This window comes from Leptospira borgpetersenii serovar Javanica (genome assembly GCF_003046425.1).
GTDB classification, from domain to species: domain Bacteria; phylum Spirochaetota; class Leptospiria; order Leptospirales; family Leptospiraceae; genus Leptospira; species Leptospira borgpetersenii.
In genome coordinates this window covers 51,017-72,500 of sequence record NZ_QAJG01000008.1, presented here as the reverse complement: position 1 = coordinate 72,500, position 21,484 = coordinate 51,017, and the positions used below count along the sequence as shown (strand labels likewise).

The window sequence follows — 21,484 nt, the reverse complement described above, 5'->3', positions numbered from 1 at the left end:
CCTTCTGTATTTCTGATCACAGTTACTTTATTCGGAACGTTTTTGATGTCCTCCGCCTCGTTTATTTTCAATCAGGTAATCGAAAAGGATCGAGACGCAAAAATGAAACGAACCTCCAACCGTCCCATTCCTTCGGAAAGAATCAGCATTCCACAGGCAACGTTAGTCGGCATTTCTATGATGGGATTATCCTTTTACATGTTGACCGTTTATGTAAATCTTTTGACAGCCTTGTGCGCTCTCACCGCTTTGATTTCCTACGTTTTTCTTTATACAATTTTTTTAAAACCTAGAACTACCCAGAATATCGTTATCGGCGGAGTGGCTGGATGTGTAGGGCCTTTGATCGGCTATGCAGCTATCGGAAACTCACTCCCAATTCAAGCATGGATTTTGTTCACAATGATTTTCTTATGGACTCCGGCACACTTTTGGGCCTTGGCAATCTTTCTCAAGGAAGATTATTCCGACGCGAATTTCCCGATGTTGCCCGTCGTCAAAGGAATTAACCAAACGACAAAATCCATATTCTTTTATACGATTCTCTATTCTCTTTCTTGTGTTAGCTTTTACTTTTTAGAACCTTCGATGGGCCTCTTATATCTCGTTATTGTATTACTCGTTTGTATCTGGATGGGGATCCTCTCCTATCGATTGATCCAAAACCCGGAGCGTCAGGCAGCGAGAAAATTTTTCCTCTTCTCAATCTTTCATCTTTTTCTAATAAATATAACAATCGTAGTCGATCATATGATTTAGAGCCTGTTCTCAAAATCTTTAAACTTATCACAATACCTCAGAATGTAGGAACTTTTTAGGTGTTAGTGGATAGATTTTAGAACTTTACATACAATCAAGTGTGGATACAGCTGAAAACCTAAGCAAAACTCTCCTCAAACGATCAACTCTAATGTAAACTGATTGATATTCACGTTTCTATTCATGATCGCCTGCCGCATATAATTTTTACGATAGGTGATTATCGATGAGAATTCGATAAGAATTGACCTATTTACCGTCCTCGTTCTAATAGAAGTATTAGGAGACGAGAATGTCCGAAAAAACTAAAATTGCAATCGCACACGGAGACGGAATCGGTCCTGAAATTATGGATGCAACTCTCAAAATTCTCAATGCGGCCGGAGCAAAAATCGATCCGATCGAAATAGAAATTGGAGAAAGAGTTTATAAGGACGGACATTCTTCCGGAATTAAACCCGAAGCTTGGGACCTTCTCAGACAAACTAAAGTATTTTTGAAGGCCCCTATTACTACTCCTCAAGGTGGTGGTTACAAAAGTTTGAACGTAACCGTAAGAACCACTTTGGGACTTTTTGCCAACGTCAGACCCTGTTTTTCTCTATATCCGTATGTGGAAACCAAACACCCTTCTCTCGACATTGTCATCATTCGTGAAAACGAAGAAGACCTTTATACCGGAATCGAACATAGACAAACCAACGATACGGTTCAATGTCTCAAATTGATTTCCCGTCCAGGCTCGGAAAAAATCATTCGTTACGCCTTCGAATACGCCAGAGCCTACGGAAGAAAAAAAGTAACAGCAATGGTAAAAGACAATATCATGAAACAGACTGACGGCTTATTTCATGATATCTTTAAGGAAATTGCACAAGGATATCCCGAACTCGAAGCAAATTCACAGATCATCGACATCGGTGCCGCCAATCTTGCGGATAGACCACAGAACTTTGATGTGGTCGTAACTTTGAACTTGTACGGAGACATCATTTCCGATATCGTTGCACAAATTGCGGGGTCGGTTGGAATGGCTGGATCTTCCAATATCGGTGAAATTGTTTCTATGTTCGAAGCGATTCACGGTTCCGCCCCCGATATTGCAGGGAAAAATCTCGCAAATCCATCCGGCTTACTCAACGCCGCAGTGATGATGCTTGTTCATATAGGGCAACCCGATATCGCGGCAAAAATCAACAACGCTTGGCTCTTAACGGTCGAAGAGGGAATTCACACCGGAGATATTTTTAAACCTGGCGTAAGCAGAATCAAAGTCGGAACCAAAGAATTTGCCGAAGCGGTAATCGGAAACCTGGGTCATCTTCCAGAAAAATTCAAACCCGTTTCTTTCGGCAAGGCAAAGAAAATTATAATTCCTGAATATAAGAGAATTATTCAAAAGAAAGAACTGGTCGGAGTTGATATTTTTCTAGATTGGATCGGCAACGACCCGAACGAACTTGCAAACAAACTTAAATCTCTTTCTAACGATCTAATGTTAAAAATCATTACCAATCGAGGAGTAAAAGTTTATCCCGAAGGACAACCTGAAACCTTTTTGATCGACCATTGGAGATGTAGATTCGTGAGCACGAACGCCCTGATTAAACAAGAGGATCCTTCGTATCATCCGATTTCTCATAAACAAGTTGCGGAACTTCTCTTAAAACTGGACTCAGCCGGTTTTGATACGATCAAAACGGAAAATCTATATTATTTTAACGGAAAAAGAGCCTTTTCCTTAGGACAGGGAGAGTGAATAGTCGTCCCTGAAAAAGTATAGAGAATTCAATTTAAAACGAGAAAAGATGAACTTGAAGATCTCTTTTCCTTTGGAAAGCAGTTTATTTACACTCTATGTATTTTGTTATTTTTTCAGGGACGACTAAAAAGACTGGAAAATAAAATCGACTTCGAATTAAATTTCCATACTACATCCGTTTCTATCCTGAAGGAATATTAAAAAAAGAAAATGAGTTTAACAATGGCGCTAGCCTGCTCGATTATCGGACTCATCGTCGGTCTTGTAATTACATTCACCGCATCATGGGATGACAAAAGATTCCCGATTTTTTCAACCTTGGCCGCATTCTCAACATCCTATGCAATCTGGAACCGTTTCGTAGAGAAACAGGAAAACTACAATGTTACAAGAGGAATTATTTTAGGCGTTCTTATAGTAGTGATATCGCATCATTTGACTTTTTACTTTGTAATCATATATGGAAATATAGAATACTGGATTTTAAATTTTAAAAGCCTGAACGGAGAAGAGCCTCCCATGAACCCCTTTATAGGATTTTTTGTCGTTTCGCTTGGTACTTTGATCAGTTTATTCGTTTGTGGTTGGATTACCTTGCCACTCGGCGCTTTCTTAGGATGGTTTTTTACAAAATACAAGAAAACTCTTCGTATGAATAAAGCTATTATTCCGACGAAGAACCCGTATCAAAACTGTCTTCATTCAGAAGACGGAAGACTGACGAACTCGCTTCGCTCGTTCTAGACAGAGGACAGAAACGGGGGAGATGTTACATCACGAATTTAGAATACAGTTTGCGGAGACAAAAAAAGCAAAACGAACTACTTTTCGAAAAAAAGCCTACTGTCATCAGTCTTCTAAATGTGGAACTCACACGTTTTTTAGAAACTCGCCAAATTGTTTAGAGATATTTTTTTAAAGTTTTGAGACGGGCTCTGACTTACACAAGTTGGCTATAAAGTTTTTGAATATGATCTTGGGTGAGAGGTTTGGAAAGATAACCTTTAACTTCGGGAAAAGAGTTCGCTTTCAATATATCTCTTTCATCCACGGAAGAGCTTACCATAAAAATGGTAATCTTTTTTGCCAAGACTCCTTGGATTTTTTTGAATTCGTCTAGAAATTGCCATCCATCCATAAAAGGCATATTGATATCCAACAAGATTGCGTCAGGGAGTGCTTCCCGATTGGAACTCAATGTTTGAAGTTCCTGAAGAGCCAATTCACCATCTTGGAAATCGCGTAGCTTCGTGATCCTACCATCTTTTTCCAAAAAACGTCTTGCGATCATAATGTAGATGGAATCATCATCAATCAACCAGAAGTTCATATTACCGCTATTCGAGATCATTGTATTTATCGAAATTGATGAGGAAAGATGTACCTTTACCGGGAGAACTTTCAACTGTTATTTCACCCCCCAGAGATTCTATTTGATTTTTTGTCATAAATAACCCGATACCTTGCCCTTCTTTTTCCCGGTGAAACGTTTTATTCATTTTAAAGATTTGGTGACCGTATTTTCGGAGATCGATTCCTAAACCATTATCACGAACTACCAAAAAGATTTTTTTGTCTTTTATATAGGAGACGAGAGAAATCTCCGACTTTCTATTAGGATCGGAATATTTTAAAGCATTGCTTAATAAATTCAATAATATACTCTCCAGATATACCTTTGAATAAAGAATTTCCGGAGCCGCGGTAAAATCCGTTTGAATTTCTGCACTCGTCTTCTTGATCTCAGTGGAGAGAAGATTCTGAATCCTGTTAAAAGCATCCTTAAAAAAAATAGGTTGTTTATTCACATTCCGATTTCTGCGAATTTTGATCACTTCCACGATATCGCTCAATGTGGTCATCAAATCTTTTACACTCATTTCCAAAGATTGTAGAAGCTCATCCTTGTCTGTACCATATTTCTCACTCAACATAGTCGTAAGCGTAAAAATATTCCCAATTGGCGCACGTAGATTGTGAGAAACGATCTGATTGAATTCTTCCAACTGAGAATTTCTTTCCGTTAAGTGATTGCTCAATGCTTGCAGGGTTTCGTTCTTTTCGATTAAAGCAGAAAGCATATTTTTGCGATCGGTAATATCTTGAATCTGAGAGATGAAAAATAAAGGTTTCTTTTGGGAATCCCTCACAATAGACACTATCAATAAGATCCATATCGTACTTCCGTTTTTATGGAAATATCTTTTCTCCATTCTATAACTATCTCTTTTACCTTCTAGTGTCTCTTGTAAAAGATTTAAATCGACGGTAAGATCATCCGGATGAGTTATATCTTGAAAGGTAAGTTTTAAAATCTCGTCCCTCGAGTAGCCGATTATATCCAAAAGGCTTGAATTTACCTCTAGCCATTTTCCTTCTAAAGAAACGAGAGCCATACCGATACCCGAATAATAAAACGCATTGAAAAACTTTTCTTCCGAAAGACGAATCTCATCGAGAACCTGTTTTTTTTCCGTCTCGTCAAGAATTGCATTGAGCCCTAAATATTCCCTGGAAGTACTAAAAAGAGCGATTACGGTTTCGTGATCATCTCGAATCGATTGAGTAATTGTCTGCAACCAAACGTATTTTCCGTCTTTTCTGAGAAACTGATATTCGACATGTTCGACTTCTCTTCCTTTTAAAATCGGTTGATGAGAACTTTCAAAAATTCTGTTCTTATCGAGAGGACTAAAATAATCATAGGGATTTTTGCCGATTAATTCTTCCGGTTGATAACCTAAAATAGAAGTTACCGAAGGACTTACATAGAGAAAGATTCCATCCGGATCGTGAAAGCTAATCAACTCAGGACTTCTTTCGATTAGAAATTTATAAAAATCAGCCGACTGAAAATCGAATTCTCTCAAAGTGACACCTTTGGTTTTCCTTAAAATAGGTCCTATTTTAGAAAAGACAATCCATTACGAAACTGAAACATAGATTTTTATGTTTTTGTTCGCGTCCAAATCGCAAGCCTTTAATTCAAAATCGACCTACTATTACTATATTGGTCTTTTATTCGTAGAAACCCGTAGGAATAGACAGTTTTTTTTAAGGATTTTAGTCGAAGAATTTGTTGGATGAAGGTAAGTAGAAAGAAATTGTGAAGATTAGAAACTTTCCAAAAAATTAAGGATTAACCACCGGGGCTGAAAATAAAATTCGACAAATTTTTAAACTCATTCTCCATCATCTCCCAAAGCTTCAATAGGACAAATCTCCATCGCTTTTCTTGCCGCAATTTCCTCTTCAGGAGAAGCAGGCTGTCTGTGGAAATAAACTTTCGATTCGTCGTCGGTGTATTTGAGAAGCATAGGAGCTTCTTCCAAACAGTCATTACAAGGAACACAACTATTATCGATGTAGTATTTTCCAGGCGCGTTCTGTTTGACTTTGTCGTTCTTATCAGCCATGCTTGACAAAGTTTATCGAACGATTGTTGTGTCAACCACTTTTCAGAATTGACATCTGTTTCGATTCAGGGATATTCACCGAAGCTATGAACTTATGGGCGGAAAAAATATCGAGACGAAAATTATTCGGCTTCGGCGTTGGAGGATTACTAAGCATTGGTGTCGGGACTTTCTTTTTTCGTCGTTCTAAAAATCAATCCTTACCCAAAACCTTATTTTTTTCCGTATCCGAAATTGAATTTTTATCAGCTTACTCTCAAACCCTTTTACCCCAAGAACCGGGCTTTCCCGATCTCGAAAAAGCGGAAGTAATCCGCAGATTGGACGAAGAATTTTTTTTTGTGGATCCAAACATCTCTGATGATTTCAGATCCCTCATTTTCATTTTAGAATATCTTCCTCTGGTTAAAGGTTATCGGAGTCGTTTTTCCAGATTAAGCGAAGAGGATCGAAAGAATTTTCTACTTTCCCAAGAAACAACCGAATCCGATACGATTCGAGCCGCATTAGCAAATCTTAAATTACCCGTTTACTTGGTTTATTACGGACACGAATCTTCCTTCAAAGCGATTTCATATGACGGACCTTTTGGAAATCCTCCCGAAAGATTAAGCGAATCCAGAATCTATTATAAAAAAATCTTGGGGGAGTCATGAGTGGTCGCGTTTACGAGTGGAAAAATTTGGGAGATTCCAGAACCGTAAAGGCGGATGTAGTTATCGTAGGAACCGGGTGCGGCGGTTCTACACTCGCTTACGAACTTTCCAAAAACGGTAAGAAAGTAATTCTTATAGAAGAAGGTGGTTACTATCATACGGGAACTTTCGACAACCGTGAACTCAACATGGCCGGAAAAATTTCCGCGGAAAGGAATATGGCTACGGACGTTAGCGGAACAGTCAACCTTGTCTATGGAAAAAACGTAGGCGGAGCTTCGGTTCATTATTGGGCTGATAGTTATAGAACTCCGGAAGACAGGCTCGATCTTTGGAAAAAAGAATACGGAATTTACGGTCATTCTTCCGAAGATTTAAGTTCTCATTGGAAAGAATTGGACGAGGTTTTAAACGTTCATCCTGCTAAAGAAGAATATCATAATAAAATGAATCAGCTTGTGAGAAAAGCCTGTAAGTCTCTCGGCTGGGAAGGCAACCCGGTTCCACAAGCCAGAAAGAATTGCCAAAAATCCGGTCACTGCATGCAAGGTTGTATGTATGGAGCCAAACAAAGTCAGTTAGTGACCCATATTCCTAAGGCGATGGCTTTAGGAACCGACATCTACGCGGACTGTAAGGCGACTCGTTTGGAACTCAAAGGTGACAAAGTGGAATTTTTAGAAGCGGTCATGATTGATCGACCTTCCGGAAAAAAATCCGGAATTACGTTAAGATTCGAAGCATCCGTTTTTGCGATTGCGGCGGGTGGATTCGGAAGTTCCACATTCCTACTTAGAAACGGATGGAAGAAAAAACTTCCCGCTCTCGGGGAATATCTTGCGATCAATCCGTCTCCTTTCGTTCATGCGCTTTATGAAGAACCAATCGTTCAGTGGAGAAATATTCCTTCCGCATTCGGCGTGGAAGAATTTCGTTTAGCCCGTTTTAAAGAAAACGGAAGTTATATCGAAGGCGGCTTTTTAATCATGGCCAATCAACTTCAACCCGGAAGCCTGTCCGCTCTAATTCCAGGGTTCGGTTTTGAACACAGAGAAATCATGAAACAACTGAATCATGTGGGTGGTACGATCGGATGGATCGACGATGTTCCTTCGGAGCTTGGAAATATTTCGGTAAATTCCTCCGGTAAACGTGCGGTTACGTATCACTTCGGAAAATTAACGAAGGAAGTCTTAAAAGACTGCATCCGCAAGCAAGTTCTATTGAACTTTAAGGCAGGGGCCAAGTGGATTCTTTTACCCGATCTCAAAAGAACGAAAATTTTTTCCGAGAAAGAAATAGATAAGATTGATCGACTTGAACTCCGTCCTGCTTCGATGATGATGGCCGCCCCACATCCAGCAGGAGGATGTAGAATGGGACAGGACCCTTCCAGATCCGTCGTAAATTGGAAACATAGAGTTCACGGATTAAAAAATCTATATGTTTCCGATTCCAGCGTATTTCCAACCGGAGTTTCCGTGGATCCTAGTTATACAATTATGGCATTCAGTAAACAAGCAGCTAAATTCATCCTCGAAGATTAAAAATATACTTACAGCGCGTCCCCAAACCTGCGGAAGCGATCTTTAGAGAGCGGCACTTTAGTTTTCTGCTTTATCAGAAAGATCAAGCCGGTACTAAAACGTCTCGCTTCTATTGGCGCTCGGGAAACTCAACGTCTCGCTTCTATTGGCGCTCGACGGGATCTTATTATTTCTGGAGAACATTCTCCGAATCCATGACGACCACAAAAGCAATAATCGACCTCGTAAGTTAAAAATTGAATCACTTCGTCTTAAAATATTGTTTGATACACCGAAATTGCGCGATTTTCCACGTTCTAAAAATTTCATTCTAACCGTACTGACTTCGTTTTACGGCAAACAACCAATCATATCAATGAATTTGCATATATTTTGAATGAATAAAATTGCTTCTTGACTTTGAAAATCTAAAAATTAAAATCAAAACCATTGATGGAAAATTTTGCCAAACCGTTTTTAATTTTAGGTTTTTTGTTTTTGTGCATCGGCCTCTTGATTCTTTACGGAAATAAAATTCCTTTTTTAAACTATTTAGGAAAATTGCCAGGTGATATCCGTATCGAAAAGGAAAACTTTCGATTGTATTTCCCTTTGGCTACTTCGATATTAGTAAGCATCTTAATCTCCCTGGTTCTTTTTTTGATTCAAAAATTCAAAAGCGGTTCTCCGTGAAAGAACCTTTTCTTTTTAGTTCCCGTTTTTCGTTTCAAGAAGGAGAAAACGAATTCGTCGCAATTTTATCCGAGTATAAGAAGAACCAAATTTTTTATTCGGATCTGACAGTCTCCAACCCGACTCAAGTCGGTTTTCAATATCCGGTGGAAGCGATTCGACACAGTTTTGGAAACACCGATCTGATCACTTATCACCCCGATCCTCGAGGAAACCTAGAAACTCGAAAAAAAATTCAAGAATATTACCAATCGAAAGGAGTGAAAGTCGATCCAGACGATTTGTTTTTGACTTCCTCCTCATCGGAAGCATATTCGCATCTGTTTAAGTTATTTTGTGATCCCGGCGATTCGATTTTGATTCCTGCTCCCGGTTATCCTTTGTTCGAATTTCTTTCCATAATGGAGGGCTTACAAACCGTCTCCTATTTCACAAAAAAAAGTAACGGTTGGAAATTAAAAGAATCCGATTTTAATCCAAAAGACTTATCAAAATGCAGATTAATTTTAATCGTAAGTCCCAACAATCCCACGGGCTCCGTATTAAACGAATCCGATTTTTATTCCTTAAAAAATACTTTAAAAAATTATAATATACCATTGGTTATAGACGAAGTTTTTTCGGACTACGTTTACGGGAAAGATCTCCATAAGACTTTGACGGATTCGGATATACCGGTGATCACCGTAAATGGATTGTCTAAAATTCTGGGGCTTCCGGGAATGAAACTATCTTGGATTTTACTCAGCGGACCGAAGTTTTGGAAACAAAAAGCAAAGGAATATTTAGAACTCATATCCGATACCTATCTTTCCGTGAACACTCCCGTTCAAAACGTACTTTCTGATCTATTGCAATGGAAGAATTTAATTCAATCTCAAATTACCAAACGGATTCAAAGAAATCTTTCCTTTTTAAAACGAATCTTGAACGACGTGAATATTTCTAAAGTAGTTCGATGCGACTTTCCGAATGCAGGTTGGTACTGCGTTTTAGAAAGCGAAAAATTTTTTCCGGAAGAGGAATTCTCACTTCGTTTATTAAAGGAAAAAAAAGTATATGTTCATCCTGGAGAAATGTTCGGTTTTCCGAACGAAAAGAACCTGGGAAGAATCGTCCTGAGCCTTTTGACGGAAACGGAATCGTTCGAGACAGGCTTAAAAGAAATTCTGTCGAAAGTTTCGATTCCACTTTAGAACTTGTCCAAAAACTGTCTTCTGTGGGAGCGGCATTGCCGCGACACTGTCTTCCGTCCCCTGAATGTAGGAGTTCCCACGGATCATGACTCTTTGATATTTTAACGTGAGTTCGGCTTAACAAATGCGAAAGCGATTATATGTTTCGACCTGAAACGGCGCCCATTAGGAAGCCGTTTCACTGAGTTTAGGCAGCAACATTGAGTTAAAGCGCGGTCCAAAAACCCAGTTTACTTTGTCAGAAAGATCAAGCTGCAATGTTCTGTCCCAGTTTTGGGACAGAACATTATATCGAACTCACGTTAGTTACGTTTAATTGGACACTTTTTACGCAGCATTTTCTTCAAATTCAACAGGACTCACAAAACCTAATGACGAATGAGATCTCTGTCTATTATAATATATATCTATCTGATCAAAAAATATTTCTTCCGTTTTTTGAATTTTATAAAAGTAATTATATTCCATTTCTCTTTTCAGAGAGCCAAAGAAGGACTCGGCGATCGCGTTATCCCAATAGATTCGATTTTAATCCTGTTTGAATTGGATAACCTGGAGTCGAACACAATCCTCGGAGAGTTTTAAAACTCCTCTTCGAACTTTTTCACAATTTTCGCCGATCACCGTTTGGAAACAACCTCTGACTACTTTTTTGATCGTTTCCGGATTTTCGTTTGCCAATAAGTACGCGTTCGAATTCCGAAATTTTTCGGCGCAATTTGCGGGTTTCAACCTTTCTTGAATCAACTCTTGTGAAGAATGTTTCAAATCTGGCAGTTCTGTAGAAGAACTAGAATCTTTGACTCCCTTTGTACAACTTGCAAGTTTTTGACAATACGCAGAGACAAGTTCGGAAGATTCCTCTCTCCATTTCTCATCCTTAATTCCAAGCGGTAGGTTGTTTTTTTTACAGAAAAATAAATTCAAAAAAAAGAATATTCCAAAAATATAAATTGTAAATAGCAATACATTCCGTTTCATAATTTCTCTATTCAGTGCTCTGACTTTTTACGGATAAAAATTTCCATTCTTTCCCCGGACGCTTTTCCTTCCGGAGTTGCCGCGGAAAATTGCACCGGTTTATATGAGCTGGAAGCTTCAATGGAAATTTTTTCCTTGGGAATCTTATAATTTTGAGACAACGAATCCGCGATCAATTCTGCACGATATGCGTTATATTCCCAGACGTTTCTAAAACCTTTTTGGGCGGCTTCATCTCCGTAAGGAATTTGAACTTTAAGAATGATATCCACGTCCATCGCGGAAGACAATTCGGATATTTTCTGAAATGCAAAAACCATCTCTTCGTCCGGTTGGAATCGACCTTCTCCCAAAGAGGAACCGAATAGTACAATTTTGATCTCTTCGGTTTCTTGGATTCCAATATTGAGTTTGGCTTTTTCTTTAAGTCTTTTTAAAGTGTAACTGATTCTTTCCCAAAAACGATAAAGCTGAGTTTTAGGTTGAAGCATAGGATCGTCCTCGATTGTAATCGCACGTCCTTGAAAGAAAGATTCCCCCAAACCGAAACCGCCCCGAATCACATCGGCGACTTGTTTGAGCTTTGCCTGATCGACTTGAGAAATTGAATACATAATGATGAATAAACCCAAAAGAAGAGTAATCATATCCGCATAAGTCAAAAGCCAACGCTCTCGGTTCTCGTGAGATTCCCCTTTGCGGTGCGCTCTTTCCAGAAGTTGCCTGCGAAGTCGACTCATGCTTCTTTTCGATTTTCTCCCAGTAAAGTATGAATATATTCCGTTTCTCTCTTTTTCACCTCTTCATAAAAAGAATTGAATATGTTTGCGGAAACTGGAAGAGTCGCATTATATGCTTCTTCTACACTTTGAAATAAGGCGGACACTCCGAAAAGAGAAGCCATAAATCGAGCAGGTTTTATTAAATAAGCGCTAATCGGCCTATGAGCCAATTCATAAAAAACTTTTAAGTTTCGTAAAACGATTTCCAACTGTCTTATTCGTTCCTTATAGTGCCCCATCTGGCCGTAGTGAAGATCGTATTCTTCCCTGCTCAAACGTTTGCCGTCCCAGCCCGAATCCACTAGATGTTTGGCAAAGATAGTATCCAGCTCTTCCGTAAGATTTGTTGAGTTCGATTAGATATTCGATATTCTCGCGAGAAGTTTCTTTCATCATACCTTTTACTTTTTGGTATGTATCCATTGCAAGATGAAGCCAGACTTCTCTTCCTTCTAAGTTATAGATCTTTTCGAAGAAATATTCGACCATTGGAATTGTTTCTTCCAGATGAAAATAGCTCGCGTAAAAAACCCGAAATCGTTCCACTTGTGCTCGAACAACTTCCGCTCTTGCCGCTTTTAACTTTTTAATTGCGAGATCGCTCATTCTTTTTTAGAAACCAAATCCAATTTGTAAGAAACGAAACCTTGTTGGTCGGTTTGTTTTTGAATTGATCCGAATTGATTCGGAAGATTGACGACCTCTTTTCCTATTCGTGTTGAAGAACGGAATAGAATGCTCGGAGTACCATCCTTATCCGGAGTTAAAGAAAATCGAATTCCGTATTTATGATTTCTTCCCCAACCTTCCTTGGTGATTTCAATAAGAGGAACTACAGAACTGATGTATTTACCCGCTGCAGAAAATACGCTTGAACCGGGAGAATAAATTCTTTGTCCTTCCTTTGTCGTATCTATAGTCACTTTTCCACCCTCGGGAAATGAAAGCGAAAGATACGTCACACCTGCATAAGAACCCCGATTTTTAAACCAGAGAGTTACTTCTCCCGGAATTCCCTTTTTCCATTCTTTCGGAGCCTCTAAAGAAAAAAGAGAAGGCACCGCAATTCGCGGTATATCCGGAACCATTTCCCAACCGTTAAAGATAAAATTCTGAGCATAACTGCGGTTGGAAGGAAAAATCGTGATGTTTTTTTCGGTTTTATTATAATCGAAATCGACTCGTTTGGATTTTATTAAAAATTCATGATCTTTCAGAGACAAAAGACCATCCAAAATCTTTTGGCCCTTACGAATTGCATAGGGTACCGAAAAAAGTCCGAGAGGAGGCTCCTCACTTAACACTTCCAAAAAAAGAGAATTAAATCCGTCTCCGGGAAGTTCTTCCATTAAAATTCTCTTAACTACGAAGCCTACTTCCTTTTTCCCGGAATCGGAAGGAAGCCAGGAAAACTTAGAAGGGTCGTAGTGAAGTGGGCCGATATTCAGTAGGGAAAAGGAGAATTTCCCGAGTAAAAACCATTCCCCTTCTTTTTTTTTGAAAATCCCTAGAACCTCTTCCGTTCCGTTGCGAACCAACGAGAAAGATTCTAGCTCCTGATCCTCGTCCAGATTCCCCACTTTTTTCAACAGTACATCAGGATTCTTTTGGTTGGCAGATGAAAACAGAAGTTCGACGACCCTAGAATCGGAAGGCATTTTAGAAGAACAACCGACAGATAAAAAAATGATGAACAAAATCCGGCCTAAAACGAACGGAAACCGGCAAGAATAAGCAGGCCTCTGCTGTAAGACCGCTTTGGAATAGAAAATTTGAGTTTTAATGTGGGCCGTAAACGAAACGGAAAAGATCCTTCTAAAACGAAATGAGAATGTGTTCATGGTTCGGTAACAAAATTGAAAAATAAAAAAAGCCTGTCTATGATTTTCCTGTATTCTTTAACTCATACCCAAAACCTCTTTTAAAATTCGAGAATTTACTTTTCCGGTATATTCGTCTTCGTATCTTCCCAGTTTCGCCGCAAATTCTTCCGAAAACCCGGCCTGAATTCTCGTTTCCGGAAAGTAATGATATCCTTTGGCCCTTCTCGGAGTGAACGGAAACTCAATCAAAGAAAGGTAATAGTCCCATTCGCTTTTAGAATCGGGCATCCGTTTTTTGACATAGCGATAACCGCGACGGACGTGTTTGATTTCGTCTTCATAAACTTTTTTCATAATATCGGCTTTTTCCAAATCTCCAAAATGTTCAAAAGCCATTGTGTAAATCTTTGAAAAATCAAGATTAGCCCCTTCAAAAGAGATTGCCATGATCGCGTAAAACTTTTCGAGAGTTTGCATTCTCGGAACCTGTTTCCAAAAAATGGAATTAAGAGGCCGATCTCCCAGTTCCATTCCACCTTTTTTCATTTCGAAAAGATACATTCTTAGATGAGTCTGCTCTTCCAAAAGAGTTCTATATAAACCGAATCGGACGGAAGACGCCACATTTTGAAACTTAAGAATGGCCCAGGCAAAAAGTTCGATCGCCATCAATTCATGATTCGCGAAATGATGCAGAGTAATAAAACGATTCTCTTCCTTGAATAATTGTTCCAGTCTTGGAATTTTACTCTTTTGTTCGGAAATTCGAATTTTTTTTTCCCGAGCTGGCAAGGAAGGTACATTCAAAAAATTGAAAGAACGAGTATCGATCAGTGGAAGCGAGGGTGAAAACAACTTATCTTCGAGGCTGGAGCCGAAAAGCACATTCCTCGCGAACTCATTTAAAGTCATGTTTTATACAAGATGTTTGGAAGAATCGAAACCGAGTTCGATAATGGATCCTTGAATATTTCTCTCATCAGGGTCGGACGAAATTCGTCCCCCTCCACAATGATATGTGATTTTGAAAGTATCCATCAACGACTGAATGATCTGAAGTCCTCTTCCCACATTTCGGTGCGGGATTCGAACTCCCTTCAGAGGAAGGGTTTCGCATTTTTTTTCCTGGTGTTGTTTGACGCGATTTAAATATTCATCAAGGTTGGTTACCCGAATATCTACAGGAAAGGATTCCGGTTTTGGGGATCTGAGCCCGAAACCATAATCCATGATCCACATCGTGAATTTATGATCCTTGATCTTCCAACGGCAGATGATCATTTCGCTAGAACCCGATATGACATTAGCCGAAATCGAATTTGTAAGCGCTTCGTCCGCTGCCAACTCGATATCAATGACGGCTTTATTTGAAAAAGAATTTTCTAAAAGGGAATTTTTCAAAGCCGATCGAAGTTCTCTGATACTAGTTAAATCGGTTGGAAGAAACATAACGTAAGAACCTTCATTATGTTTTACTAGCAATAATTTTTTGGAATCCTTCATCTCTGTTTCCGTTACGTCCCGACGATTAACAACTTAAAAGTGGGCAATTTGAACGAAATATCGGATTTTCAAGTCGACAACGGAATTCCCGCTTCTTTGGCGGTTTTTTCAATTCTCTGGAGGAGCTTTTCTTTCCCTAAAAGAGGAAATAAAATCGGTAGCTCCAACCCGACCGATTTTCCGGTAGTCGCCACCCGGATCGGCATATAGAGAGTTTTTCCTTTTTGCCCGGTAACTTCTCCGACTTTGGACATTAGGTCCTTATAATTCTCATCGGTCTTCGGATCGGAATTCTTCAGTATTCCGTAGAATTCCTTTACTACTTTCGGACCGTCCCCGTCTTTCATAAACCCGGTCGCTTCCTGCGATTGGATTTTGAGGTCCGTTACAAAGAATTCCGCAATGTAATCCGGGGCCTGAGCCAGGTTGTCCAGATATACTCTTATAGATTCGATTATAGAAGTAAGCGCGGGGCTATTTATATTTTTCACCTCCTCAGGAATATCCTTTCTATCTTTCAAGAACGGTAATAGACTTTCTAATACTTTGGAAATTTTCAAATCCCTGATCGTTCGATTCGATAACCAATTGAGTTTCGATTTCGGGTTCATTGCTTCCGCAATTTGAGTTAAGTCCGAAAAGTTCGTTACGACTTCGTCTTCTCCACCTTTCGGTTTTTTGAATACATCAAATGTGGAAGGGGATTTGGAACAGCGATGTACATCGAAAATTTTTTCGAGTTCGCCTTCAGGAAGAAATTCCCTTCCGTCGGAGGAAGTCCATCCGAGAAGAGCCATGTAATTTCGAAATGTTTCCGGAAGATATCCTAAATCTCTAAACGCGAGAATCGAAGTCGCACCTGCTCTTTTGGAAAGTTTTTTTCCGTCCATTCCTACAATTTCGGATGCATGTGCAAACTCGGGAATTTCATAACCTAAAGCTTCGTACAATAAGATTTGTCTAGGAGTGTTGGAAAGGTGGCCCACCCCACGAATCACATGAGTAATCTTCATGAGAGCGTCGTCAACTACGACCGCATAGTTGTAGGAAGGAAATCCGTCCGACTTAACGATGATAAAATCTCCGATTAACTTGGTTTCAAATTTTACTTTTCCTTGAATGACGTCGTCAACGATGAGAGTTTTAGAAGGGGTTTTGAATCGAATCGAATACGGAATTTTTTGTTTGAGTTTTTCCTCCACTTCCTCGTCGGACATGTTTGCGTGTAGTCCGTCGTAGACGTAAGGAACTCCCATTGCCTCAGCTTGTTTCTTTTTTGCCTCCAATTCTTCTTGTGTACAAAAACAACGATAGGCCTTTTTTTCTTTCAGAAGTTTTTCCGTATATTCTTTGTATATGTCGAGACGTTGGCTCTGAATATAAGGACCGTATTCTCCTCCTATCTCCGGACCCTCGTCCCAACGGACTCCCAACCATTTCAAAGATTCTAATATAATTTTGAAAGAATCTTCGGTGGATCTGTTTTGATCCGTGTCTTCGATTCTTAAGATGAATTTACCACCTTGGGATTTTGCGTATAAATAATTGAAAAGGGCGGTTCTCGCTCCGCCTACGTGTAAAAATCCGCTAGGAGACGGTGCAAACCGGGTACGAACTTCTCTATTTTGATTCATGGGAATTGGTTTTTCTCGTTAGAAATTTTTATGATAGGATAATTTTTGAAATTAGCCGTTGTGGTAAATGGTTTATTTACGGTCAGGTCGTAAAATGAAACGGATTTTTTGACTTCATTCTCTCTAAAAGTCATCAAGTCGATTTCGGAAGGAAAATCCAAACAGTAATATTCCGTAGAAACTTCCGTTTTTCGAAGTGGAAGAATTGGAATCATCCCGGTCAGTTTGATCGCCGGAGGATACTCGAGCGAATCGTAGTCGTAATTTCCGGAAGAAGTTACGGTTCCATTTGCGGAAATAAATTCGGTCTGCATAACCTTAAAAAGGATTCCTCTTGGGCTATGTTTCCATTTCAGCGTTCCAATTCCGGGAACAATTCTAATTTCTTCGGCTTCTCTCAGTTTTCCTTCGTCGCTGATTACAAATTCTTTTTTTACACCATTGAGAATTTCCTTTCTTGGTTCCAAAATGGGACTTTCGGACATTGAAGAAGTTTCAAGACGTTTGATTACAGAGACGGGGGAAAATTCGATTTTCCGATTATCGTTTGAATCTCGCGTCGTTGTCCCTCTCCATTCCGAGACTTCTAAGAGAATTTTTCCCGATTGTTCACTCTTTCGGGATAATTCCAGATATTTTAGATTTCCTTGAATCATCTCGTTCTTTCCGAGTTGAGATCTCAAAATGACGTAACGAGCTTGAAAACTGGACGGTTCGTAGTATAACGAAACAAATGGAGAGACCGTAAAGAAAATTTGTGACGCGTAATTTTCGAAAAGAGGTTTTGAATCCCTCCGTAAAATTTCCTGGATATTTCCGCATTGAAACAAAAAGAAAGAAACATGTATGATAAGAATATGGATGTTAAAAATCCCGAATCGAACCGGAATTGGCTGCAAAATCCTGAATACGGTTTTCATTGTATTGTAAATCTTGATTTTTTAAAAAATCTGCAAGGAAAAACTCAAAAGTAAAACTTTCTTTACAAAAATCAAGGGTCTGGTAATGCAAAAGCGAATTGTTCAAATATTCGCTTCGAAAATACTGTAATTAAATCCGGTCATTTTTTTGCAGTTGACAGGATAGTCTTCTAGAATTTCGTTGGCCAAAACCGTATGAAGAATTCCAATCCACCAAAATTAAAGGACTCGTTTCCCAAACGCCCTTTTGAAGATCAAGTTAATGACGATCAGAGAAAATATTCGCGTTATGTATGCGATTCTCGGGCGATTCCACACGAAATCGACGGTCTAAAACCCGTTCAGAGAAGAATTCTTTGGGCGATGTGGAACTCGGACGCAAGAAACCGTTATACGAAAACCGTAAAAGTTGCCGGCCTTGCAATGGGGTATCATCCTCACGGAGATAAATCAATCCAAGACGCACTTTCACAAATGGCCCAGGACTTTACCTTCGCCAATAATATTCCGCTCGTTTCGGGAGAAGGAACTTTCGGTGACGTTTTGGATCCGAGCGCGATTGCCTCCCCTCGTTATACGGAAGTGAAATTATCCGACTTTGTAAAAGATTTGGGATTCTTTGAAAGTTTGCCGGACATCGATTATGTTAAGAACTATGACGAGACGGAAGACGAACCGATTCATTTTGTAGGAAAAGTCCCGATCGTTCTTTTGAACAACATCCAAGGGATTGCGACCGGATTTCGTTGTTTTATTCCGGGTCATAGACTTGCGGACATCGTCAAGTCTCAGATCAATTATCTCAAAACCAAAAAACCTCTTTCTTTAAAACCTTGGTACAAAGACTTCAACGGTGAAGTGAAAATGGCCGAAACCGAAACAGGTAATATCACTATGTCCACGACGTTCGCATTCAAGTGGGAAAGTGATATTCTTTATCTCACCGATTCTCCGATGAATTGGAACCGAGAGAAGGTCATCTCTTTGCTCGATGATATTTTGGAGAGAAAAGATTCTTGGTTGAAGGAATACGTGGATTATTCCAGCCAGACTTTTAGAATCGAACTTCAATATAAGAAGGGGGAGAAGCCAAGCCAAAAGGAAATCATGGCGCTCTTCAATAAGGAAGACATTCAAACTCTTGCGATGAACGTCATTACGTATGACGGTAAACTAAAGAACTTTAAACCCGAAGAAATCATTAAACGTTTCTGCGACTTCCGCAAAACCCACCTTATTCGTAGATTCAAACGTTTATCCGGTCTGGAAGAAGAAAAGATCGAAAGAAACTCGGAATTGATCCGTTTTATTAAAGAGAAATGGAACGAGAAAGTAATCGGAATCAAATCCAAAAAAGACTTTGAAGACAAACTTAAAGCTTCTAAATTCAAGTATTTCGAGTGGTTGTCCACGATTCCGGTCTACAGAATGACCATTGAAGAAGTTAAAAAATGCGAAGAAGCGATCATAGAAGCAAAAACTACCCTGGCCCGTTATCAAGGTCTGGTCAAAGAGGATAAAAAACTGACCGAGTTTATGGTCACCGAGTTAGAAGAACTTCAAAATAAATGGGATAAAGTATGAGTGCCGATAAAACCAAAGTAAAAGAAAAATCATCCCAAGAAAGAAATTTTAAAAAGTTATCCAACGTGGAACATGTCCGGATGAGAACCGGTATGTGGTTGGGTCAAAATTCCGCTTCCACGTTCGAACAACATTTTTTTCGTAAAAATAACGAAGGAAAATACGAGATCGTTCACGAAGAGCTCGAAGATGTTCCGGCAAAACTGAAATGCCTGGACGAAGCTTGTATGAACGCAGTGGACGAATATCGTAAAAATCAAAAGGATAAAACGATTCCTGAAAAGGATAAAATGTCCAAATTAATCGTTCAACTTTCCTCCGACCGGAAATGTGTGACTATTACCGATAACGGACGAGGAATTCCCGCCGCAAACGCGGAAGGTGTTTACCTCCATTTGATGTACGGAGAAAATTTCGACGATCATGTAAAACAGGATCACGTTGCGGGTCAAAACGGCGTGGGGATCTCCCTTGTGAGAATGGTCTCCAACTACTTCAAAGTGAAAACCGTAAACAACGGAAGTTCTTTTAAGAAATTGTTCACCGTTCACGACGACGTGAAAAAACAAATTCGTTCCTACAAACTTTCCAAAGAGGATATCGAGCGCGTCTTTCTCTACTTCGACGAACACGGAAAGTTCACCGACTGCAACCTTCTTACCAAGGATCAAATCGACAAACTCAATCCTCTATTAAAGAAAACAAATATGCAGGAATCAATCGAAAAGGCTTCCAAAGAGGATCACGGAACTTCGGTAGAGTTCGAACTCAATCCTAAATACTTCAATAATCTAGATATTTCGTTTAACGTGGATCTGATGAAACAGTATCTGCAGGATATCGCGATGACCAATCCGGGTTTGGAAGTCCAGTTCGTTTTTAAAGGTAAAAAAGAGAAGTATAAATTCAAGAAGGGTCTGGACGAGATTTTTTCCCATTCGGATCTTGTTTATTACAAAATGGATTATACCGCACCTGGCTCCGCTTCTCAACTTCATTTGGAAACTTATCTGGTAATCGGGCAAAACAAAAATCTCACTTGGGTAAATTCCATCTTTGCACCGCAGGGGGGTTCTGCGATAGAATATCTGGAAAACAGAATCTGCGACGAGGTTCGTAAAAAAAGTCAGATCGTGGCTCTTGAGAAAAAACTCAAAACCAGCTCCACTCGTAACGACGTGAGAAACTGCTTTCACATGTATGTGAATGCAAGACTCCTAAATCCTCGCTTTAAATCTCAGGACAAGTCTTATCTCATCAACGACCTGAATGAGGATATCCGCAACGCCGTGGATAAACATCTTGAAAAGTTCATCAAAAAGACGGGGCTTCTGGAAGAGATAAAACTTCAGATGGAAAAACGAACTCAACTCAAGGCCTTTGAAGACGCTCAAAAAGGTCTTAAAAAAGCGAGCCGCATGAACATTCCAAAACTCATGCCTCCGACCGGAAAACCTGGAGATCCAGGAAGGGTATTGTTCGTTGCGGAAGGGGATTCCGCAATCGCAGGTCTTCGTCCTGCAAGAAACCCGAAGCTGCACGGCTTATTTCCTCTAAGAGGAAAGCCGCTCAACTGTAAAGGTTTAAGCATTGCAAAGGCAATCGCAAACGAAGAATTAAAAAATATCGTCGCGATCGTCGGCCTACCATTGGATCAGAAAGTAAAATCCGTAGACGAACTAAACTACGATAAGGTCAGCATCATCACCGATGCCGACTTCGACGGATATGCGATCCGATCCTTGATGCTTTCCTTCTTTTACGAATACTGGCCTGAACTTTTCGAGCTTGGTTTTATTCATATTTCCAGCGCTCCTCTTTACGAAGTGGACGTGAAATTCGGAGATAAGAAGAAAGAAACCGTGTTCTGCATCGACGATAAGGATTACGAAGATCTAATCAAGCGTGTGGAAAAAAACGGAGGAGAAATTACTCGCAAAAAACGAAATAAAGGACTCGGAGAAACGGGTAAAGAAGCGATGAAGTTTGCAGTCGATGAGTGTATGACTAAGATCACGATCGGAAATAAAAAAGACGCTTCTAAAATTCAGAATCTCTGGTTCCACAAGGACTTTGCGGAACAAAGAAGGGATGCCATCTCCGAATACGCGATGAGTGTGATCGAAGACTAACGTTCGCATTATCTTCGAATTTTATAGAAATTTTCAGAAGAGCAATTTTCTCCTCAACAAGAATTCATTATGCTCCTTTGTATATTAGAGTTGTTGGAAAATTCCATAGTTCAGTTT

18 protein-coding genes and 4 pseudogenes (1 of these 22 only partly in view) are annotated in these 21,484 nt (G+C 39.6%); 9 read left to right on the top strand and 13 right to left on the bottom strand.

The features are described 5' to 3' along the window. The 3 genes and pseudogenes from cyoE to CLV95_RS08225 all read left to right on the top strand — a co-directional run. Positions 1 to 759 carry the 3' portion of a heme o synthase gene (gene cyoE, locus CLV95_RS08235; RefSeq protein WP_002735047.1) on the top strand. Its footprint begins 111 nt before the window's first position, so the window shows 759 of its 870 coding nt (coding positions 112–870); its start codon lies beyond the left edge, outside the window; it ends in the stop codon at positions 757 to 759. A 292-nt stretch (positions 760 to 1,051) separates the two neighbouring features. Next, positions 1,052 to 2,518 (top strand): NADP-dependent isocitrate dehydrogenase, encoded by a 1,467-nt coding sequence (locus tag CLV95_RS08230; protein ID WP_002723394.1) that lies wholly within the window; start codon positions 1,052 to 1,054, stop codon positions 2,516 to 2,518. 213 nt (positions 2,519 to 2,731) lie between these two features. Then, positions 2,732 to 3,163: pseudogene (locus CLV95_RS08225) on the top strand (hypothetical protein); the annotation flags it as partial. 298 nt (positions 3,164 to 3,461) lie between these two features. On the opposite strand, the gene CLV95_RS08220 reads toward CLV95_RS08225, so the two are convergent. From CLV95_RS08220 to CLV95_RS08210, 3 genes are all read right to left on the bottom strand, one after another. Then, positions 3,462 to 3,851 carry a response regulator gene (locus CLV95_RS08220; RefSeq protein ID WP_002723415.1) on the bottom strand — a complete coding sequence of 130 codons (390 nt, stop codon included), beginning with the start codon at positions 3,849 to 3,851 and terminating at the stop codon, positions 3,462 to 3,464. A gap of 7 nt (positions 3,852 to 3,858) precedes the next feature. Beyond that, the gene (locus tag CLV95_RS08215; protein WP_002723351.1) at positions 3,859 to 5,391 is read right to left on the bottom strand and encodes a sensor histidine kinase; all 1,533 of its coding nucleotides are present in this window, start codon (positions 5,389 to 5,391) and stop codon (positions 3,859 to 3,861) included. 312 nt (positions 5,392 to 5,703) lie between these two features. Beyond that, the gene (locus CLV95_RS08210; protein ID WP_002740520.1) at positions 5,704 to 5,937 is read right to left on the bottom strand and encodes a ferredoxin; all 234 of its coding nucleotides are present in this window, start codon (positions 5,935 to 5,937) and stop codon (positions 5,704 to 5,706) included. A gap of 86 nt (positions 5,938 to 6,023) precedes the next feature. On the opposite strand from CLV95_RS08210, the gene CLV95_RS08205 reads away from it, so the two are divergent. From CLV95_RS08205 to CLV95_RS08185, 4 genes are all read left to right on the top strand, one after another. Then, positions 6,024 to 6,593, top strand: a complete 570-nt coding sequence (locus tag CLV95_RS08205; RefSeq protein WP_002723336.1) for a hypothetical protein — start codon at positions 6,024 to 6,026, stop codon at positions 6,591 to 6,593. Further along, entirely contained in the window at positions 6,590 to 8,140 is a 1,551-nt protein-coding gene (locus CLV95_RS08200) for an FAD-dependent oxidoreductase (RefSeq protein ID WP_002735040.1), read from the top strand. The genes CLV95_RS08205 and CLV95_RS08200 overlap by 4 nt, the downstream gene beginning before the upstream one ends. Positions 8,141 to 8,572: 432 nt before the next feature. After that, complete coding sequence (locus tag CLV95_RS08190; RefSeq protein ID WP_002723408.1) at positions 8,573 to 8,812, top strand: DUF2905 domain-containing protein; 240 nt, start codon at positions 8,573 to 8,575, stop codon at positions 8,810 to 8,812. Further along, a complete protein-coding gene (locus tag CLV95_RS08185) occupies positions 8,809 to 10,008 on the top strand; it encodes a pyridoxal phosphate-dependent aminotransferase (protein ID WP_002734899.1) in 1,200 nt (399 codons plus the stop codon). Before CLV95_RS08190 ends, CLV95_RS08185 begins: the two co-directional genes overlap by 4 nt. A gap of 327 nt (positions 10,009 to 10,335) precedes the next feature. Here CLV95_RS08185 and CLV95_RS08180 read toward each other — a convergent pair. The 10 genes and pseudogenes from CLV95_RS08180 to CLV95_RS20065 all read right to left on the bottom strand — a co-directional run. Then, positions 10,336 to 10,524, bottom strand: a pseudogene (locus CLV95_RS08180) (IS3 family transposase); the annotation flags it as partial. A gap of 12 nt (positions 10,525 to 10,536) precedes the next feature. Then, positions 10,537 to 10,989, bottom strand: a complete 453-nt coding sequence (locus CLV95_RS08175; RefSeq protein WP_016762623.1) for an LA_2478/LA_2722/LA_4182 family protein — start codon at positions 10,987 to 10,989, stop codon at positions 10,537 to 10,539. A gap of 11 nt (positions 10,990 to 11,000) precedes the next feature. After that, positions 11,001 to 11,729 (bottom strand): OmpA/MotB family protein, encoded by a 729-nt coding sequence (locus CLV95_RS08170; protein ID WP_002734932.1) that lies wholly within the window; start codon positions 11,727 to 11,729, stop codon positions 11,001 to 11,003. Next, positions 11,726 to 12,377, bottom strand: a pseudogene (locus tag CLV95_RS08165) (FFLEELY motif protein). The gene CLV95_RS08170 and the pseudogene CLV95_RS08165 overlap by 4 nt, the downstream one beginning before the upstream one ends. Then, positions 12,374 to 13,612, bottom strand: a complete 1,239-nt coding sequence (locus CLV95_RS08160) for an LIC13341 family surface-exposed protein (protein WP_002723466.1) — start codon at positions 13,610 to 13,612, stop codon at positions 12,374 to 12,376. Before CLV95_RS08160 ends, CLV95_RS08165 begins: the two are co-directional and overlap by 4 nt. A 57-nt stretch (positions 13,613 to 13,669) precedes the next feature. Then, a complete protein-coding gene (locus CLV95_RS08155; protein WP_016762622.1) occupies positions 13,670 to 14,506 on the bottom strand; it encodes a DUF455 family protein in 837 nt (278 codons plus the stop codon). 3 nt (positions 14,507 to 14,509) lie between these two features. Continuing rightward, on the bottom strand, positions 14,510 to 15,097 hold the full coding sequence (locus CLV95_RS08150) for an ATP-binding protein (RefSeq protein ID WP_002723443.1): 588 nt from the start codon (positions 15,095 to 15,097) through the stop codon (positions 14,510 to 14,512). A 68-nt stretch (positions 15,098 to 15,165) separates the two neighbouring features. Beyond that, a complete protein-coding gene (gltX, locus tag CLV95_RS08145) occupies positions 15,166 to 16,731 on the bottom strand; it encodes a glutamate--tRNA ligase (protein ID WP_002723357.1) in 1,566 nt (521 codons plus the stop codon). Next, positions 16,728 to 17,651, bottom strand: a complete 924-nt coding sequence (locus tag CLV95_RS08140) for an LIC_13346 family putative lipoprotein (protein WP_016749293.1) — start codon at positions 17,649 to 17,651, stop codon at positions 16,728 to 16,730. The genes gltX and CLV95_RS08140 overlap by 4 nt, the downstream gene beginning before the upstream one ends. Continuing rightward, positions 17,596 to 17,782, bottom strand: a pseudogene (locus CLV95_RS20065) (hypothetical protein). The gene CLV95_RS08140 and the pseudogene CLV95_RS20065 overlap by 56 nt, the downstream one beginning before the upstream one ends. Before the next feature lie 64 nt (positions 17,783 to 17,846). Between CLV95_RS20065 and CLV95_RS08135 the strand changes: the two are divergent. Further along, the gene (locus CLV95_RS08135; RefSeq protein WP_002723332.1) at positions 17,847 to 19,235 is read left to right on the top strand and encodes a DNA gyrase subunit A; all 1,389 of its coding nucleotides are present in this window, start codon (positions 17,847 to 17,849) and stop codon (positions 19,233 to 19,235) included. Beyond that, positions 19,232 to 21,367, top strand: coding sequence for a toprim domain-containing protein (locus tag CLV95_RS08130; protein WP_002723411.1), 2,136 nt, complete (start codon positions 19,232 to 19,234; stop codon positions 21,365 to 21,367). The genes CLV95_RS08135 and CLV95_RS08130 overlap by 4 nt, the downstream gene beginning before the upstream one ends. The last annotated feature ends 117 nt before the right edge of the window (positions 21,368 to 21,484 follow it).

What these genes read in the sequence shown, in the direction of transcription:
- gltX (WP_002723357.1), bottom strand. Translation starts at nt 16,731, where the DNA reads ATGAATCAAAATAGAGAAGTTCGTACCCGGTTTGCACCGTCTCCTAGC.
- CLV95_RS08150 (WP_002723443.1), bottom strand. Translation starts at nt 15,097, where the DNA reads ATGAAGGATTCCAAAAAATTATTGCTAGTAAAACATAATGAAGGTTCT.
- CLV95_RS08230 (WP_002723394.1), top strand. Translation starts at nt 1,052, where the DNA reads ATGTCCGAAAAAACTAAAATTGCAATCGCACACGGAGACGGAATCGGT.
- CLV95_RS08140 (WP_016749293.1), bottom strand. Translation starts at nt 17,651, where the DNA reads ATGAAAACCGTATTCAGGATTTTGCAGCCAATTCCGGTTCGATTCGGG.
- CLV95_RS08160 (WP_002723466.1), bottom strand. Translation starts at nt 13,612, where the DNA reads ATGAACACATTCTCATTTCGTTTTAGAAGGATCTTTTCCGTTTCGTTT.
- CLV95_RS08135 (WP_002723332.1), top strand. Translation starts at nt 17,847, where the DNA reads ATGAAGAATTCCAATCCACCAAAATTAAAGGACTCGTTTCCCAAACGC.
- CLV95_RS08210 (WP_002740520.1), bottom strand. Translation starts at nt 5,937, where the DNA reads ATGGCTGATAAGAACGACAAAGTCAAACAGAACGCGCCTGGAAAATAC.
- CLV95_RS08205 (WP_002723336.1), top strand. Translation starts at nt 6,024, where the DNA reads ATGAACTTATGGGCGGAAAAAATATCGAGACGAAAATTATTCGGCTTC.
- CLV95_RS08155 (WP_016762622.1), bottom strand. Translation starts at nt 14,506, where the DNA reads ATGACTTTAAATGAGTTCGCGAGGAATGTGCTTTTCGGCTCCAGCCTC.
- CLV95_RS08130 (WP_002723411.1), top strand. Translation starts at nt 19,232, where the DNA reads ATGAGTGCCGATAAAACCAAAGTAAAAGAAAAATCATCCCAAGAAAGA.
- CLV95_RS08170 (WP_002734932.1), bottom strand. Translation starts at nt 11,729, where the DNA reads ATGAGTCGACTTCGCAGGCAACTTCTGGAAAGAGCGCACCGCAAAGGG.
- CLV95_RS08175 (WP_016762623.1), bottom strand. Translation starts at nt 10,989, where the DNA reads ATGAAACGGAATGTATTGCTATTTACAATTTATATTTTTGGAATATTC.
- CLV95_RS08220 (WP_002723415.1), bottom strand. Translation starts at nt 3,851, where the DNA reads ATGAACTTCTGGTTGATTGATGATGATTCCATCTACATTATGATCGCA.
- CLV95_RS08200 (WP_002735040.1), top strand. Translation starts at nt 6,590, where the DNA reads ATGAGTGGTCGCGTTTACGAGTGGAAAAATTTGGGAGATTCCAGAACC.
- CLV95_RS08190 (WP_002723408.1), top strand. Translation starts at nt 8,573, where the DNA reads ATGGAAAATTTTGCCAAACCGTTTTTAATTTTAGGTTTTTTGTTTTTG.